The organism is Rhodanobacter thiooxydans (assembly GCF_030291135.1).
In the GTDB taxonomy this organism is placed as follows: Bacteria; Pseudomonadota; Gammaproteobacteria; order Xanthomonadales; family Rhodanobacteraceae; genus Rhodanobacter; species Rhodanobacter thiooxydans_A.
In genome coordinates this window covers 1,314,162-1,330,345 of record NZ_CP127409.1, presented here as the reverse complement: position 1 = coordinate 1,330,345, position 16,184 = coordinate 1,314,162, and the positions used below count along the sequence as shown (strand labels likewise).

9 protein-coding genes are annotated in these 16,184 nt (G+C 69.4%); 3 read left to right on the top strand and 6 right to left on the bottom strand.

Annotated features, from left to right (window positions below):
* Positions 1-239 precede the first annotated feature (239 nt).
* Genes recC through recD form a run of 3 tightly spaced genes read left to right on the top strand, consistent with a single transcriptional unit; the run spans position 240 to position 9,078 of the window.
* Positions 240-3,695, top strand: coding sequence for an exodeoxyribonuclease V subunit gamma (gene recC, locus QQA13_RS05910; protein WP_108471524.1), 3,456 nt, complete (start codon positions 240-242; stop codon positions 3,693-3,695).
* Positions 3,692-7,270, top strand: coding sequence for a UvrD-helicase domain-containing protein (locus QQA13_RS05905; RefSeq protein WP_108471525.1), 3,579 nt, complete (start codon positions 3,692-3,694; stop codon positions 7,268-7,270). Before recC ends, QQA13_RS05905 begins: the two co-directional genes overlap by 4 nt.
* A complete protein-coding gene (recD, locus tag QQA13_RS05900; protein ID WP_108471526.1) occupies positions 7,267-9,078 on the top strand; it encodes an exodeoxyribonuclease V subunit alpha in 1,812 nt (603 codons plus the stop codon). Before QQA13_RS05905 ends, recD begins: the two co-directional genes overlap by 4 nt.
* A gap of 68 nt (positions 9,079-9,146) precedes the next feature.
* Here recD and QQA13_RS05895 read toward each other — a convergent pair whose 3' ends face one another.
* The 6 genes from QQA13_RS05895 to QQA13_RS05870 form a co-directional block, all read right to left on the bottom strand.
* Positions 9,147-9,590, bottom strand: coding sequence for a type IV pilin protein (locus QQA13_RS05895; protein WP_108471527.1), 444 nt, complete (start codon positions 9,588-9,590; stop codon positions 9,147-9,149).
* Positions 9,591-9,602: 12 nt separating this feature from the next.
* Entirely contained in the window at positions 9,603-13,178 is a 3,576-nt protein-coding gene (locus QQA13_RS05890; protein ID WP_108471528.1) for a pilus assembly protein, read from the bottom strand.
* A gap of 72 nt (positions 13,179-13,250) precedes the next feature.
* Entirely contained in the window at positions 13,251-13,784 is a 534-nt protein-coding gene (locus QQA13_RS05885; RefSeq protein WP_108471529.1) for a pilus assembly PilX family protein, read from the bottom strand.
* A gap of 94 nt (positions 13,785-13,878) precedes the next feature.
* Complete coding sequence (locus tag QQA13_RS05880) at positions 13,879-14,895, bottom strand: PilW family protein (protein WP_108471530.1); 1,017 nt, start codon at positions 14,893-14,895, stop codon at positions 13,879-13,881.
* Positions 14,896-14,933: 38 nt separating this feature from the next.
* A complete protein-coding gene (gene pilV / locus QQA13_RS05875) occupies positions 14,934-15,464 on the bottom strand; it encodes a type IV pilus modification protein PilV (protein ID WP_199909824.1) in 531 nt (176 codons plus the stop codon).
* On the bottom strand, positions 15,461-16,084 hold the full coding sequence (locus QQA13_RS05870) for a GspH/FimT family pseudopilin (protein ID WP_108471531.1): 624 nt from the start codon (positions 16,082-16,084) through the stop codon (positions 15,461-15,463). The genes pilV and QQA13_RS05870 overlap by 4 nt, the downstream gene beginning before the upstream one ends.
* Positions 16,085-16,184 lie beyond the last annotated feature (100 nt).

The window sequence follows — 16,184 nt, the reverse complement described above, 5'->3', positions numbered from 1 at the left end:
TCGTGTCTCCTTCGGATGGATGGGAGCCAGGCAGGCCAACCCCGGCACCATCCGGACGACGAACGACAGCCCGGCAAATCGACACGGCCCGGCGTGCTCCCTCCCCTGCGAAGCAGGGGGAGGAGCAAAGCCACTGCACTCCCTCGCCGCAACGCGCGCCGCCAAACGAAACCACAATCGCAAACGATGAGTCGCGGCTCGGTATGCTGTGCAGGTTGCGTCGATCGGGACAGGAAGGCATGAGGGACAACCCAGGCGGACTGATCGTCCACCGCGGCAGCCGCACCGAGCGGCTGGCCGACGCGCTGGCGCTGCAGCTGGAAGCGCAGCGGCCGGCCAATCCGCTGGCCGCGCAGACCGTGGTGGTGGCGCACCCGGGGCTGCGGCGCTGGCTGCTCGGCCACCTGGCGCAGCGCAGCGGGCCGCACGGCGGCCATGGCATCGCCGCCAACATCGAGATGATCCTGCCGTGGCAATGGTTCGAGCGCGCGGCGCGCCGGGCGCTGGGTGACGAGGCGCTGATCGGCGGCGCCTACCGGCACGAGCTGCTGCGCTGGCGCCTGCTGATGGCGCTGCCCACGCTGAAGGCGCCGGAAGTGGCGGCCTACCTGGCCGGCGACGATGCGGCACGGCGCGGCTTCCAGCTCGCCGAGCACCTGGCCGGTCTGTACACCCAGTACCTGATCTACCGGCCGGACTGGGTGCTCGACTGGGAACAGCACCCCGCGCGGCACGCCGGCGACTGGCAGGCCGTGCTGTGGCAGCGGCTGCGTGCCGCCATCCCGCGGCCGCACCGCGCGCAGCGCAGCGCTGCCCTGCTGGAAGCACTGCGCGCCGGCGACGCCGTGGCCGGCGACCCGCCGCTGCACGTGTTCGGCGTCAGCCACCTGCCGCCGGACGTGCTGGCAGCGCTGCAGGCCACCGCGCTGCACGCGCCGGTGCACCTGTACTTCCCCGACCCCTGCCGCGAGCACTGGGTCTACCTGCGCAAGCAACGTTTCCTGCTCACCCATGCGGACGATCCGGAGGCGCTGTACTACGAGGTCGGCCACCCGCTGCTGGTGGCGCTCGGCCGCATCGCGCAGGATTTCTGCCTGACCCTGGACGAGTGCGACGCGCTCGACGAGCGCGACCCGCTCGACGAGGCCGAGCCGCTCGACGACGCCACCGCGCTGCTCGCCCGGCTGCAGTCGAGCATCCGCTGCCTGCAGCCGGAACGGGTCGGTGCGCCGATCCGTGCGCAACAAGCGGACGGGGTTGCGCTGGACGACATCCTGCCCGCGCTGCGCCACGACGCCAGCCTGCGCGTGCACGTCTGCCACACCCGCCTGCGCGAACTAGAGGTGCTGAAGAACACCCTGCTGCGCTGCCTCGCCGACGACCCGACCCTGCAGCACCGCGACATCGTGGTGATGGCGCCGGACATCGGCGCCTACGCTCCCTACCTCGCCGCGGTGTTCGGCGAGCCAGCGCAGTACCGGCGCGACCCGCTGCACCTGCCCTGGCACCTGGCCGATGTCGGGCTGGCGCATGCGCACCCGCTGATGAGCGCGTTCGCGCAGCTGCTGGACCTGGCCGAGAGCCGCTTCACGGTCAGCGAGGTGCTGGACTTCCTCGATGTGCCGGCGGTGGCGCGGCGCTTCGCGCTCGACGCCAGCGCGCGCGACTCACTGGAACGCTGGCTGCGCCGCGCCCGCGTGGCCTGGGGGCTGGACGCCGCGATGAAGGCCGAGGCCGGTGCGGCGGCGGTCGATACGAACTCGTGGCAGTTCGGCCTCGACCGCATGTACGCCGGGCTGATCGCGGGCCAGGACGGCGACGATGGCCTGCTCGACGGCATCCTGCCGCTGGAAGGCGTCGCCGGCAACGCGGTGGAGGCGCTGGGCCAGCTCGACCGCCTGCTCGGCGAACTGCGCCAGCTGCGCCACGCGTTCGCCGGCGCGCGCCCGCTGGCCGCATGGAGCGAGTGGCTGCTGGAGCGGCTCGACACGCTGTTCCTCGCCGACCCGCGCGACGCCGCCGAACAGAACGCGCTCGACGCCCTGCGCCGGCTCGTCGCCGGCCTCGCCGGCCAGGCCGCCGAGGCCGGCATCGATACGCCGCTGCCGTGGAGCGTGGTGCGCGAGGCGCTGCGCGGCGCGCTCGAGGCGGTGCCGGAACGCCAGGCCTTCCTGCTCGGCGGGGTGACCTTCTGCGGGCTGGTGCCGCAACGCTCGATCCCGTTCCGCGTGGTCTGCCTGCTTGGCATGAACGAGGGCGAGTTCCCGCGCCCCGGCCACGACGCCGGCCTCAACCAGATCCTCGCCCAGCCGCGCCGCGGCGACCGCGATACGCGCAGCGAGGACCGCTACCTGTTCCTGGAAGCGCTGATGTCCGCACGCGACGTACTGCACGTCAGCTACGTCGGCGAAGGCGTGCGCGACGGCAAGCCGCGCAACCCCGCCGCGCCGCTGGCCGAGCTGCTGCAGTTCCTCGACGAACAACACGGCCTCGCCGGTGACGCAACAGCCGAGCGGCCGTGGCGCGTGCGTCACCCGTTGCAGCCGTTCGACGCGCGCTACTACGAGCGCGACGCGCAAGGCCGGCCCCGCCACGATCCGCGGCTGTTCTCGTACGAGCCAGCGTTCCTCGCCGCCGCATCGATCAGCGCCGGCACGCCGCCCTTCCTCGACGCGCCGGCGACCACGCCGGAAACCGTGGCCGGCGAGATGACCCTCGGCACGCTCAGGCGCTTCTGGCGCGACCCCGCGAGGGACGCCCTGCTGCGCGGCCAGGGCATCAGCCTGCAGGCACTGGACGACCGCGGCTGGCCGGATCGCGAGCCGCTGGAAACACCGCTGGACAAAATCGAACGGGTCGATCATCGCCTGCTGTTCGACGCGCTCGCCGCCGGCCGCGCCGAACTGCCTGCCGAACCGCCGGCCTGGCTCGCCCGCTCCGGCATGCTGGCCGGCGGCGCGATCGGCGAGCGGGCCTGGACGCAACTGCGCGACGCACTGCGCCCCCTGCTGGCGCAGGCGCATCCGCTGTTCGCTGGCGGCGGCGCGCAGGCGCACGCACAAGCCATCGACCTCGACCTCGGTGACGGCCTGCACCTGACCGGCACGATCGACCGCGTATTCCGTGGCGCCGACGGCAAGCTGCTGTGGTTTGACGCCCGCCCGGGGCGCGCCGCCAACCTGAAGGACCTGCTGGACTTCTACCTCGACTGGGCCTGCCTGCAACTGGCCCATGCCGGCGACGGCGCACCCTTGCAGGCGACGCTGCTGGAGCAGGTCCGGCGCACACATGGCGGCAGCAGCGTACTGGTCGCCCAGACGGCGGGCATGCTCGACACCATCCGCGCGCAGGAGGGTGAGCAACTGCGCCACGGCCTGCGCCGCCTGGTCGAGGCGTATCGGGCCGCCGCACAGTGGCCGCTGCTGTTCTTCCCGCGCACCGCGCAGGCCTGGGCCGGCAACGAGCCGAAGGACCGCCTCGCCAAAGCGGCCGCAGCATGGGAAGGCGACAGCTTCAACCCCGGCGAACGCGACTACGCGCCCGGCTACGCGGCCCTGCTCAGCCGCGGCCTGGAGCTGTTCGACGAGGCCAGCCCCGCCCATCGCGCCTTCGTCGCCGCCACCGAACTGGTCTGCGGCGTGCTCGATCCGCAGCGCACGACCTTGATGAAACTCACGCAGGACACCCAGCCATGACCGCCGCCCTGCCCCCGCTCGACTGGCGCGCCATGCCGCTGCACGGGCGCGTGCTGATCGAGGCCAGCGCCGGCACCGGCAAGACCTGGAACATCGGCGTGATCTACCTGCGCCTGCTGCTCGAACGCGGACTGCGGGTGGAGCAGATCCTGGTGACCACCTTCACCGACGCCGCCGCGCAGGAACTGCGCGAGCGCCTGCGCCGCCGCCTGGTCGAAGCCGAGCGCCTGCTTGAAGCCGTGGCGCGCGACGCGGCCAGCGCCGATCCACTGGAAAGCTGGCTGGCCGCGCTGTGCCCCGACGCGGACAGCACCCGCCTCGCACTGTGCCGGATCCAGCTCGCCCGCAGCGACCTCGACCGCGCGCCGGTGTCGACCATCCACGCGCTGTGCCAGCGCATCCAGCGCGACTACCCGCTGCAGAGCGGCGCCGCGTTCGCCGACGACCAGCTGTTCGACGAGCAGCAGCTGATGCGCGAATGCGTGGAGGACTTCTGGCGCCGCCGCTACCTCGCTGGCGCGGTCGACCCACGTGAAGCCGAGCTGCTGCTGAAGGATGGCCCGGAAGGCCTGCTGCGCGACCTCGGCGGGCTGGCCAACAGCGTCGACGCACGGATCGAGGCTGGCGGCCTGGCCGAAGTCGATCACGCACTCGCTACGCTGCGCAGCGACGACAGCATCGCCGAGCTGCAGCGGCTGGCGGACGACGCCACGCTGTACAAGCGGGCCAACGCGGCATTGTGCAGCCGGCTGGGCGAGATCGCTCAGGCGCTGCGCGACGGCGACGAAGCGCAACTGGCCAAATCGATCAGCGAGGTGTTCGAGCCGGAAAAACTGCTGGCCCAGGCCGCTGCCAGCCGCGCCGGCGAACTCGCCGCGCATCCGCTGATCCGTGCCCTGCAGGCGTTACGCCCGCTGCTCGGGATGCGCGACATCCTCGTGCGCGGCGCCGTGCTCGCCGACGCCGCGCAAACCTGCCGCGAGGAAATGCCGCGCCGCGCACGTCAGCGCCACGTGCTGACCTTCTCCATGCTGATCGACGCGGTGTACCAGCGACTGTGCGGCGAGGCGGCCGACGCAGTGCTGGCCGACCGCCTGTTCGACGCCTTCCCGGTGGCCCTGATCGACGAGTTCCAGGACACCGATCAGCGCCAGTTCGCGATCTTCGAGCGGATCTACCGCGAGCGCGGCACGCTGGTGATGATCGGCGACCCCAAGCAGGCCATCTACAGTTTCCGCGGCGGCGACATCGCCGCCTACCTGCGCGCCAGCGAGCAAGCCGGCCAGCGCTTCTCGCTGGGCACCAACCATCGCTCCAGCCGCGCCCTGGTCGAGGCGCTGAACGCCTGGTACGGCCACACCGAAGGCGGCTTCGGCCAGCTGCCGATCCGCTACCAGCCGGTCGCACCGACCGGCAAGGCGGACGAGCAGCCGTACACCGTCGACGGCCAGCCGGTGACGCAGCCACTGGTGTTCCACCCGTTCCGCGGCGATGCGACTGACCGCAACGGCAACCCGCTGAAGGCACTCGGCGACCTCGAGGCGCTGGCGCTGGAGGACTGCGCCAACCGCATTGCGGAGCTGCTCAACGACCCGCGACAACAGATCGGCGGGCAGCGCGTCACGCCCGGCGACATCGCCGTGCTGCTGTCCACCAACAAGCAGGTCGTGGCGCTGCGCCAGCGACTGGTGGCGCGCGGCGTGCCCTGCGTGGGCAGCGGCCGCGGCAACATCTTCGCCGGCGAGGTCGCGCGCGAACTGGAACTGGTGCTGTTCGCCGTGCTGCACGCCGACGACGACCAGGCCGTGCGCGGCGCGCTGGCCACCACCTTGCTCGGCGCCACGCTGGCACAGTTCCACGCGTGGCAGGCGCAGCCCGCCGCGTTCGAGCGCGAGCTGGAACGCTTCGAGGCGTGGCGTGCGTTGGTGCGCAACCGCGGCGTGCTGGCACTGATCAGCGAACTGCTGGCCGCGCGCGCCATCGCCTTGCTGGCGCAGCCCGAAGGCGAGCGCGTGCTCACCGACCTGCGCCACCTCGGCGAGCTGCTCGCCGCAGAAGAAGGCCAACGACAGGGGCTGGACGGCCTGTACGCGTGGCTGCAGGAGATGCGTCGCGAAGGTAGCGACGGCGACGCCGAGGCGGCCGACGAGCGCCAGCTGCGCATCGAAAGCGACGCCCGCCGCGTGCAGCTGCTGACCATCCACGCCAGCAAGGGGCTGGAGTTCCCCATCGTGTTCCTGCCGCTGGCATGGCGCATCCGCAGCCAGGACGGCAGCTATGCGCCGAAGCTGCTGCGCTACCACGACGACGCCGGCCAGCGCTGTGTGGACCTGGGCTCGGCGCATTTCGTCGAACACCGCGATCGCCATTTCCGCGAGGAGCTGGAGGAGCGCCTGCGCCTGCTCTACGTGGCGCTGACCCGCGCCGTGCACGCCGTGCACGTGTACTGGGTCGACCGCGGCCTGCAGCCCGACGACGATGCGCCGGCGTGGAAGTGGGCCGCGATCGACCTGCTGCTCGGGCAGGCCCAGCGGACGCTGGAGCTGCCCGTGGGCGAAACCTCGCTCGATGCCATGGCAGCGGCGCTCGGCGGCACGTGCCTGGCCGCACCATTCGCCGGCACCTTCACCCGCTACCGCCCGCCGACCGAAACTCCGGCGCCGCGCGCTACGCAGGCGCCACTGCCGCTGCTGCGGCCGTTCCAGTGGCTGCACAGCTTCAGCGGGTTGACCCGCCACGCTGCCGCGGCACTGGTCGACGACAGCGGCGGCGCCGACGAAGCCGGTGCGGAAGAACCGGCGATCGAGGCGGACGAGGCGGCCGAAGACAGCCGCCTGCTCGTACTGTACCCGCTGCGCGGCCCGCGCTTCGGCGACGCCGTGCACCAGGTGTTCGAGCTGGCGCAGCCCGGCCCGCTCTGGCCCGGGCAGCGCCCGCTGCTGCACCGCCAGCTCGGCGCGCAGGCGGTCACCGCGCCGCACCTCGCCCACGAGGAAGCGCTCGAACGCGTGGGCCGGATGATCGACCGCGCACGCCAGGCCGACCTGGGCGACGGCCTGCGCCTGGTCGACCTCGCGCCGGAGCAGCGCATCGCCGAGTTCGAGTTCCAGTTCCCGGTGCGTCAGGTGCCGCTGGCGACACTGCGCCGGATCTGCGCGGCCCACGGCCACGCCGAGGTGATCCCGGCCAGCCTGGACGCCACCACGCTGAACGGCATGCTGACCGGCTTCGCCGACCTGATCTTTGCCCGCGACGGCCGCTTCCACGTGCTCGACTACAAAACCAACTGGCTCGGCGCGCGGCTGGGCGACTATCAGGGCGACTCGCTCGCGGCCGCGATGGCCGGGCACCACTACCCGCTGCAGGCGCTGCTGTACACCGTGGCACTGCATCGCTACCTGCGCCAGCGCATGGACGGCTATACGGCCGAACGCCAGCTCGGCGAAAGCTGGTACCTGTTCGTGCGCGCGCTGGGGCTGGCGCCGGGGCTGGGCGTATGGCGCCGGTGCTGGCCGGCGGCGCTGATCGAAGCGCTCGACGATGCCTTCGCCGGCGCGCAGGAGGCCGCGGCATGAACCTCCCGCTGACCCACGCCGTCGACGCCGACGAGCGCGCGATCGACCAGACCTTGGCGCAATGGGTACTCGGGCGCACCGGCTCCGCCCTGCTCGCCGCCGCCGTGCGCGCGGCCAGCCGCGCCGAAGGCCACGGCCATTCCTGCGCCGCGCTGGCCGACCCGGACACCGGCGCCGGCCTCGATGCCGACGCGCTGGATGCGCTGCGCCGGCACGACTGGGTCGGCGACGGCAGCTCGTTCACCCCGTTCGTGCTCGATGCGGAGGGGCGCTTCTACCTGTGGCGCAACTGGCAACACGAGGCGAAGCTCTCCGAGGCGATCCTGCAGCGCTGCGCGCAACGCACGCTGCCGCTCGCCGCCGGGATTCTCGCCGACGACCTGGAGGTGCTGTTTGCCGGCATGCCGCCCGGCCCCACCGACGGGCAACGCGCCGCCGTGGCCGCGGTGCCCGGCGCGCGCTTCTTCGTGCTCACCGGCGGCCCCGGCACCGGCAAGACCACCACCGTGGTACGCATGCTGCTGATGCTGCTGCGCCACGCGCAGGCCTGCGGCTTGCCGGCGCAGCCGTCGATCGCGCTGGCCGCACCCACCGGCAAGGCCGCCCAGCGGCTGGCGCAGGCCATCGCCAGGGGCAAGGCCGAACTGCAGGCCAGCCTGCCGGGCACCGGCTTTCGCGACCTCGTGCCGCATATCCCGCACGCCGAAGCGCGCACGCTGCACCGCCTGCTCGGCTACCGGCCGCTGGACGGCAGCTTCGGCCACGGCCCGCACAATCCGCTGGCCGAGGACATCGTGGTGGTGGACGAGGCGTCGATGGTGGACCTGGCGATGATGCGCCAGCTGCTGCAGGCGCTGCGCCCCGCGGCGGTGCTGATCCTGCTCGGCGATCCGGGCCAGCTGGCCTCGGTCGATGCCGGTTCGGTGCTGGCCGACATCGTCGCCGCCGCACCGCGCCAGCGGCTGCCGCCGCTGCTGCAGCAGGTACCAAATGTCGCCGCCGGCGATGCCCCGCTGGCCGGCCAGGTACTCACGCTGACCCATAGCTGGCGCGCCGGCAGCGGCTTGCAGCGCGGCGTCGAGGCGCTGCGCGACGCACCCGACCCAGCCTGGCTGGACACGCTGCTGGAGCAGCGCAGCGACGGTGACCTGCACCTGCGCCACTGCCCCAACCTGCACGCCCTGCGCGTCTGCGTGGACGGCTGGATCGAGCGCCACGCCGGGCTGCTGCAGTCGCTGCTGGCACCGGCCAGCGACGCCGCCGAAGCGCTGCAGCGACTGCGCCAGCTGCAGATCCTGTGCGCACTGCGCGACGGTCCGTTCGGCGCGCAGGGCATCAACGAGCTGATGCTGCCCCGGCTCGCCGTGCGCTTCGGCCTCGACACCGGCCGCGCCTGGTACCACGGCCGCCCCGTCATCGTCACCCGCAACGACTACGCCCGCGGCCTGTTCAACGGCGATGTCGGCATCGCACTGGAAGGAGCGGAAGGGCTGCGCGTGTGGTTCGAACTCAGCGACCGCGACGGCAATGCCGGCCTGCGCAGCTACTCGCCACGCGCGCTGCCCGCCCACGACAGTGCCTGGGCGATCACCATCCATCGCAGTCAGGGTTCCGAATACCGCGACGTGGCCGTGCTGCTGCCGCCGGACGCCGACAACCGCATCCTCACCCGCGAACTGGTCTACACCGCCATCTCGCGCGCGAAAGACCACGCCGAGATCTGGAGTACCGACGACGCGCTGCGCGCTGCGCTGGCGCGCCCGATCCGGCGGCTGGGCGGCTTGCGCGAGCGGTTGCTGCAGCCATGAAACAACGTCCACCGAATCACCGCCTGGCCCCGAAGGCCAGGCGGTGATTCAACGCAAGCGCGATGGCATCACCAGCAGCCAGCCGTGGAAGGGCCGCGCGTGCCGGTCTGGCTGATCGAGAGCGTGCCGCACTGGGTGTCGCGGGTCAGCTGGGCGTTGATCGGCGTGGCGGTGATGCTGTACGCCGCCGTCGTCGCCGATGCCACGCCGTACTGGTAGTTGGCACCGGTGCGCTGCGCGCTGGCGCAATCCAGCCCCGGCAAGGCCGCTCCCTTGTAGCTGAGGTTGGTGGTGTAGTACCGCTCCATGTAGTTGGCATGCTCCGACAGGCAACCCTCCGCCGCCGCGCGTTTGGTCCTGGTGATGTAGCTGGTGTACGCGGGCAAGGCGATCGCGGCCAGGATCGCGATGATCGCCACCACGATCATCAGTTCGATCAGGGTGAAGCCGGCACTCCGACGCCTGCGCAGGGCTGCCGTCGCGTCACTTCCAGCCAGTGAGAGTCGCTTCATCGCTCCATTCCTTTACTTGTTGATCAGTTCGCGCCACGACACCCGCTGGATGCTGCCGGTCGAACCCGAAGTGGTGATGCTGCTGTTCGAGCCGTTGTCGAAACTGACCAGCATGCTGCCGCCGACGAAGATCGGATTGTTGGGCAGCGAGCTGAAGCCGATGCCGGCTGCCGGGTAGCTCTTGTCGCCAACGGCAACCGTGTCCGACGCATTCACCAGGCCGTCGCCGTTGACGTCGAAGAAGTTGCCGGATGGATTGGTGCCGGTGAACGGGTTGATTGCCATGATCCAGCCGCTGCCGGACGGATTGCATATGTCGGTGGCCTGCGGAATCCGCGTGGTGCCGAGCAGCAGGTTGCCCTGGAACTGGTTGGAGGTCACCATCCGCTCGCCCTGGGCAACGTTGGCGCCGCCCGCCCCGGTCGGCGACAGCAGGTCCATGTACCAGCCCGACTTGCCGGTCATGTCGGACGAGGTCGGCATGGGCGTCACCGCTCGCGCCGGCAATACCGGCGGCGTTGCGCCGGGGTTGCCGGCGGTCTCCGCCACGACGGCGCGCTGCACGAGGTCGTTGGTGCGGGTCATGCTGGAGGTGATCGCGGGGCTGTTGGTGGCGTTGGTGGTCCGCACGATCAGGCCGTACCAGCTCTGGATGGCCGCATTGGTGAGGTCGCTTGTACTCAGATACTGGCCGGTGCCGAAGAACACCCAGGTGTTGCCGCTTGCCGGATCCCTGCCTACCAGCATGCCGCCGGTGATCGGCTGCAGGTTGCTGGAACTGTCCCTGGCCACGAACAGCAGGCTGCCGGTGCTGCCCGGCGTACTGGTGCTCGTGCTGCTTCCGGTGTTGAGCGTGAACGACCACACATTGCCGTGAAGGTCGCCGGCATAGGCCACCGTGCTGACGCCGGTACCCGCCGGATCCATCCACACACCCGGAGCTGCAAGACCGTTGTCGGTGGTGGTGTCGGTGGTCGCGTGCACGTTGAGCGCACCCGTGGCGAGATCGAACTGCAGCAGGGCCGACACGCCGGCCGTGCTGTTGTAGCCGTTGCCGATCAACACCGACCAGGTGCTGTCCGCCGTTTGTGCAACCACCGGCTTGCCGGACATCTGGCCGATGTAGTTGCTGTTGGTCTTGCCATCAGCAGCGGAACGCTCCCACAGGAACGCAATCTTGGTCGGGTCGGTGATGTCGAATGCATAGACCGCCCTGGCCAGGCCGCGGCCGGTGGTGCCCACCAGCACGGTCTTCCATGCACTGCCCAGGTAGACATCCGCCACGGTCAGTTCGCCGTCGTTGAAATACTGGTGCGGCGCGCTGCTCGTGGTGCCGTAGTCGGGGCTGGACAACTGGCTGAGGCCGACCAGCCCGCCGGCACTGCCGGCGGTGAGTACGGCGCCCGGGATGAAGGCGAACTTCTCCGTGCCGGTGGTGGCGTCGAAGCCGTGCAGCATGCCGTCGTTGGCGGCGACGTAGATCAGCCCGGCGCGCGAGGCGGCGGTGCTGGGCGTGAAATTGCCCTGGTTGTCGGTCGTGCCGCTGGCGAAAGCCAGGTACGTCGATGAACCCGTGAACGTCTGGTTGGCGAACAGGTTCGGGTCGGGCGCCCCTACGTAGACCGGCTGCGAATCGACGATGTCGCCCAGCGGCGTGTCGCGGTTGCGGTAGGTGCCACCGGCATTTTTCTGTTCCAGCGTGGCATCGCCGCGCAGGTAGTTGACCATGCTCGCCTGGGTGGCCGCGGTACTGCCCAGTGCACTGAGTTGCGCGGTGGACAACGCCGGCGGCACGCTGCCGGCACTGTTCTGGAATACCACGTACGGGGAGGTCTTTCCGGTTGCCGCGGGGTTGTAGGTCCAGATGTTCCGGTTGGCTGCCGCCGGCAGCGAGCCGGCTGCAGTCCAGGTCGGTGTGGCGGCGATCGCCCCGGTGTTGGGGTCCACCGCCAGTGCCTTCAGGTCGCCCTTCCACTTGGCGGTGTAGTAGTTGGCCTGGTACGCCACCGTGCCGGTTTTCAACTGGGTCGAGTTGGCCGCCAGGCTGGCGCCGGTACCGACACGTTCGGAGGCACGCTTCAGCGCATCCTTCAGGCCGCTGGCAAATGCCTCGGGGCTGGTGGCGGAATAGAAACCGCCGTGGCCGTCAACGGCAGCATGGGCCAGGTCGGCGATGTTGTTCTGGCTGTCGGAACTGGGCGTCGGCCAGCTGAAATTGGCAATCGGCGCACCGCCATTGGCCCACTTGAAAATCTGGTCCACCGTCGTACCCGTTGGCTTTATGCCGGTGGGCGCAAATCCCATGCCCAAGGTGAACGTGGTCATGTGCTGCCAGAAGGCCGGATCTTCCGTGCTGGTCGGCACCTCGTTGGGCGTGCTGCCGCGCAAGTCGGTCACCCAGTATTTCATTGCCACGTCGGCCAGCGTGTCCGAGGTGCTGTCCGAATACGGCGCAGCCGGCGTGTAGGTATAGGTCTGGTTATTGCTGCCGCTCAGCGTCGCCGCGGTGTTGTCCACATTGCCGATATTGCCGGGCGTACTGCCATTCCAGAAACCGTCGGTGGTCAGGATGCTGTACGACTGCCGGCAGGCGAGCTCGGTGTTGGTGCCGCTGACGTATCCGGACTCGCCAGCCAAGGTCAGCCAGGGTTGCTGGGTGCCGTAGTATTTTCCCACGGCGTCCAGTGCACCCCGCAGCGGCGTCCAGCTCGTGGGCTTCGTATCCGCCAGCCAGCTCCACAGCCTGCTTTTTTGCGTGCCGCTGGTGCCATCGCCAAATGGCTTTACCAGCGCGATACCCGTTTGGTACGTATCCCCATGCGCAGTAGTGGTGAAGGCATAGTAATCGTCCCCCAGGGAACTCTTGCCCGCATTGCTGCCGCCGATGGACCCAAAGCCCACGCGAAAACTCGACTCCACTGCGGAAAACGCGCTCATTACGCCGCTTTTGGCCATCAGCATGCGCGTGCGGTAATACGAGAACCAGTTGGCGACATTCTGCTGCGTGGCACTGCTGTCATCGCAGACAGCCTGGCTCGCCGAGGGCAACGACGCGCAGTCGCCGCTCTGTCCGACGTAGTGCGGCGTGTTGCTGCTGCCCGTGGTGTAGGTGAAAAAGTACTTGTAGATATAGGTGCCGGCGCTGGCAACCAGGAACCTCGTGTAGTAATTGAAGCTGCCCTTGAACTGGGTCACATCGATCGTGCTGGTATCGCGAAAGCCGTCCTTGTAGGCACCGGTGATACTCGGCGAGTCTGGATACGACGTGCCATCGGCCCTGGGCGGTGGGGCATAGACCACGGCCGGGTTGTAATACACGCCGTTGATGCCTGAATTGCGATAGCCGCCAAGGCTCGTATCGCTCAGATCATCCGGCATGTAGTCATTACCCATCGACCCCGAATCGTCCAGCATCAGCACGACGTTCGGCGGTAGCGGCTTCTGGATGATCAGTGGCGCCTGGTCGACGGGGACCGTGGCCAGCGCGGGTGAGCAGGCGACGCCCAGCATCCACACGGACAGGCCGGCCGACAGTACGCGGCCAAGGGAACGGCCGGACCTGCGATGCGGACGGGAGGTGATGTTCATGGCGATTCCGCTCCTGGATGGTGCGGCATGGGACGGCCCATGCGCTCTGTCTGTTTGCCGGTGCCTTGCCGATCAGCGCTGCTTGATCATCGCCTGCAGCATCACCACGGCACGGTCGCCGACCACGGCGGGGTCGCCGCTGCGCGCGGTGACGCGGTAGTACACCGCCGTGGTGGATGTCCCCTGCGCGCCGTAGTTCTGCGAGTTGGCGCTCTGGTTGAAACCGGTGCTGGAGGTGGTGTCGACCCAGTTGCCCATGTTCTCCACCACGTACTGCGGCTGGCCGGCAGCGACGCTGCCGACCGTGAACTGCCCCGCCGTGGTGCCGGTGGCCACCGTCTGGATCTTGCCGGTCGGGAAGCCGGGATCGGTGAACGGATTGGCCAGGCACACCACGCTGGCCACCTGGCAGTTGCGCGCGATCACGCCGGGGCTGGTGGGAATCAGGGCGGCGGCCGCACGCATGGCCGCCTCGGCGTTCTGGAAGGCGACCTGCCGGTCGTACAGGTTGCTCGCCATCTTCTGCTGCATGATGGTGCCGCGCATGGCGGCCAGCCCGACCAGGGTGATCACCACCAGCAGGATCAGCGCCACCACCAGTGCCACGCCACGCTGGTCGGCAGGGTGTGGCCGTGAAAAGCCGCCTCGGCAGCACCGCTGCGTCGTGGACATGGACGGGAACGCAAGAGCACGCTTCATGTCAGTTCACCCGGTTGCGCACGGTGGTGGTGGCGGTGAAGGTGCGCACCAGCGGTTTGGTGTCGGTACCGGCGCGCTGGTCGGCGCTCTGCAGCGTGAGGGTGACCTGCACGGCATCGACCACGGCCCAGTTGGCGATCGCACTGGCGGTCACGAACGAGGCACCGCCCTTCGCGTGATAGTTGATGACCATGCCGGTGACGTCCCGCACCATTTCCTGCGGCGTGCCGAGGAACAGGTTTTCCTTGGCGTCGGGTGCCGCCAGCGCGACCCGGTACAGGGAGCGCCCCTTGACCGGGTTGTTGCCGATGTACCAGTCGGCGGCGCCCAGCTTGGCGATCTGCGAGTTGTTGCCGAACTGGTAGAGGTTGCCGTTGGTGCTGCTGCAATCGCTGGGGTAGCCCAGGCCCTTCGAGCAGTTGCCCGGGTTGACCGTGTTGCCGGTGTTGTGCACGAAGGTGACGGTGCTGTTGTTGTAGTTGCTGATCTGCACCATTACCGCGTGGTCGGGATCGCACACGATGACGATGTCGCCGGACTGCAGGTCGCTGGTCTTGTCGTTGAGCTTGAAGTTCGCCGCCGGCTCCTTGTCTTCGGCCACGCTCAGGCCCGAGTCGATGGCGCCGAGAACCTGCACCGAATCGGTACCGGCAACCCGTTGACCCACGGCGGTGCCGAACACGCTTCCGCTTGCCGGATCGCCCTGGTTGCCGCTGTAGCCGTGCACGGCGTTGGCCCAGTTGGCCCACCAGTCGGTAGCGCTGTTGTTGAGCACGTTGGCCATGCGGTCGCCGTTGTTGCACGGGTTGAGCCCGGCATTGCGGATGTCGCGCGCCATCAGCTCGAACGCGATGCGCGAACTGCCCTGCACGTCGCCGAGCGCCTGGTTGGTGCGGTAGGTGCGCTGGTTGGCCAGGAACACGCTGATCACGCCACCCACGACGATCAGGCCCAGCAGCATCGCGACCATCAGCTCGATCAGGGTGAAGCCGGCCGGCGGCTTCACCAGGCGAGGCATGCGGCTGCCCCTGTCACGGTGGATCGTGGAATGGCCGCTCATAGCATCGCCCTGGTGACGACTTGCTGATTGCTAGTGCCACCCACGCCCGCGCGGCTGTCATCGAACGTGATGGTGATGGTGCAATCGGCACTGGCCGTGCCGACGGCCGTACAGGCGATGTTGCCGGTGGTGCTGGCGACCGCGCCCAGGCTTCTGTTGCCGAGCTGGCTGGTGCACCACTGGTAGATCTGCGCACTGGCCAGGCTCCCGCTCGTTCCCGCCGGGCACGCACTGGCCGTGACCGTGCTGTTGTAATCCCCGTTCCTGGCGCTGCCGATGTCTGCGCGCATGGCATCCAGGATCGAGTAGCTGGCAATCGTGGCCATGCTGCGCGCCATCGCGCTGTTGTTGGTGGAGAGCGACATGGCCTGCAGCGCGGCGATGCCGAGGAAGGCGACGGACAGCACCAGCACGGCCACCAGCACCTCGATCAGGCCGACGCCGGACTGGCTGTACCGATGGCCGGCCCGCCACGCAGCCGGGCATGCGCGCACCGCTGACATGGCCGGAACGGGATGGTTGGTCATGGGCAGGCTCCCGAGCTGGTGGTGGTCACCAGGATCGAGCCGGCCGTCATCGTGATCACGCGATGGTTGTCGCTGCTCATCTGGCTGGTGCAGATATCGGCCACCGTGCCGCTGAAGGGGCTCGTGGTGCCGGTGGCCTGCCCCAATCCCTGCCCACCGAAGCGGATCGCCTTCAGGTTGCCGGACAGCTGCACGGCCCCGGCGATGCCGGTCGTGCCGGCCAGCACCGGAGAGGGATTGGCGCCGGCCATGGCGTAGACCGCACCGACCTCGGTGCCACACTGCGCACCCAGTACATCGGCGGTATTGACGCTGGCCGAGTCGCTGCACAGCTGGGTGTTCGCATTGCGCCTGACCGCCTCCATCCGCGCGACGTTGAGCGCATTGACGATGTCATTGGCGGTGGTGGTGAGCTTGCTGGAAAGCGTGATGCTCTTGAAGCTCGGCACCGCGATCACGATCAGCACCACAGCCACGGCCATGGTGATCAGCAGCTCGACCAAGGTGAAGCCGCACTCGCGCCGCAGAACCGTCCCAGCCACCCACGAACGGCCGCCGACTTTTCCCGGCGCGCGCACCCGGATCAACGAGACGCCTCGCTGATGCGACAAGACTTGCATGGAATTCTCCCTGATGCCCCTGCCGGCAGGGTACCCATCCGCCACGCCCCGGCCAGCCCCCAGCCGACGGGCGGTAGAAATTGCCCGACGAGCGGCGGGG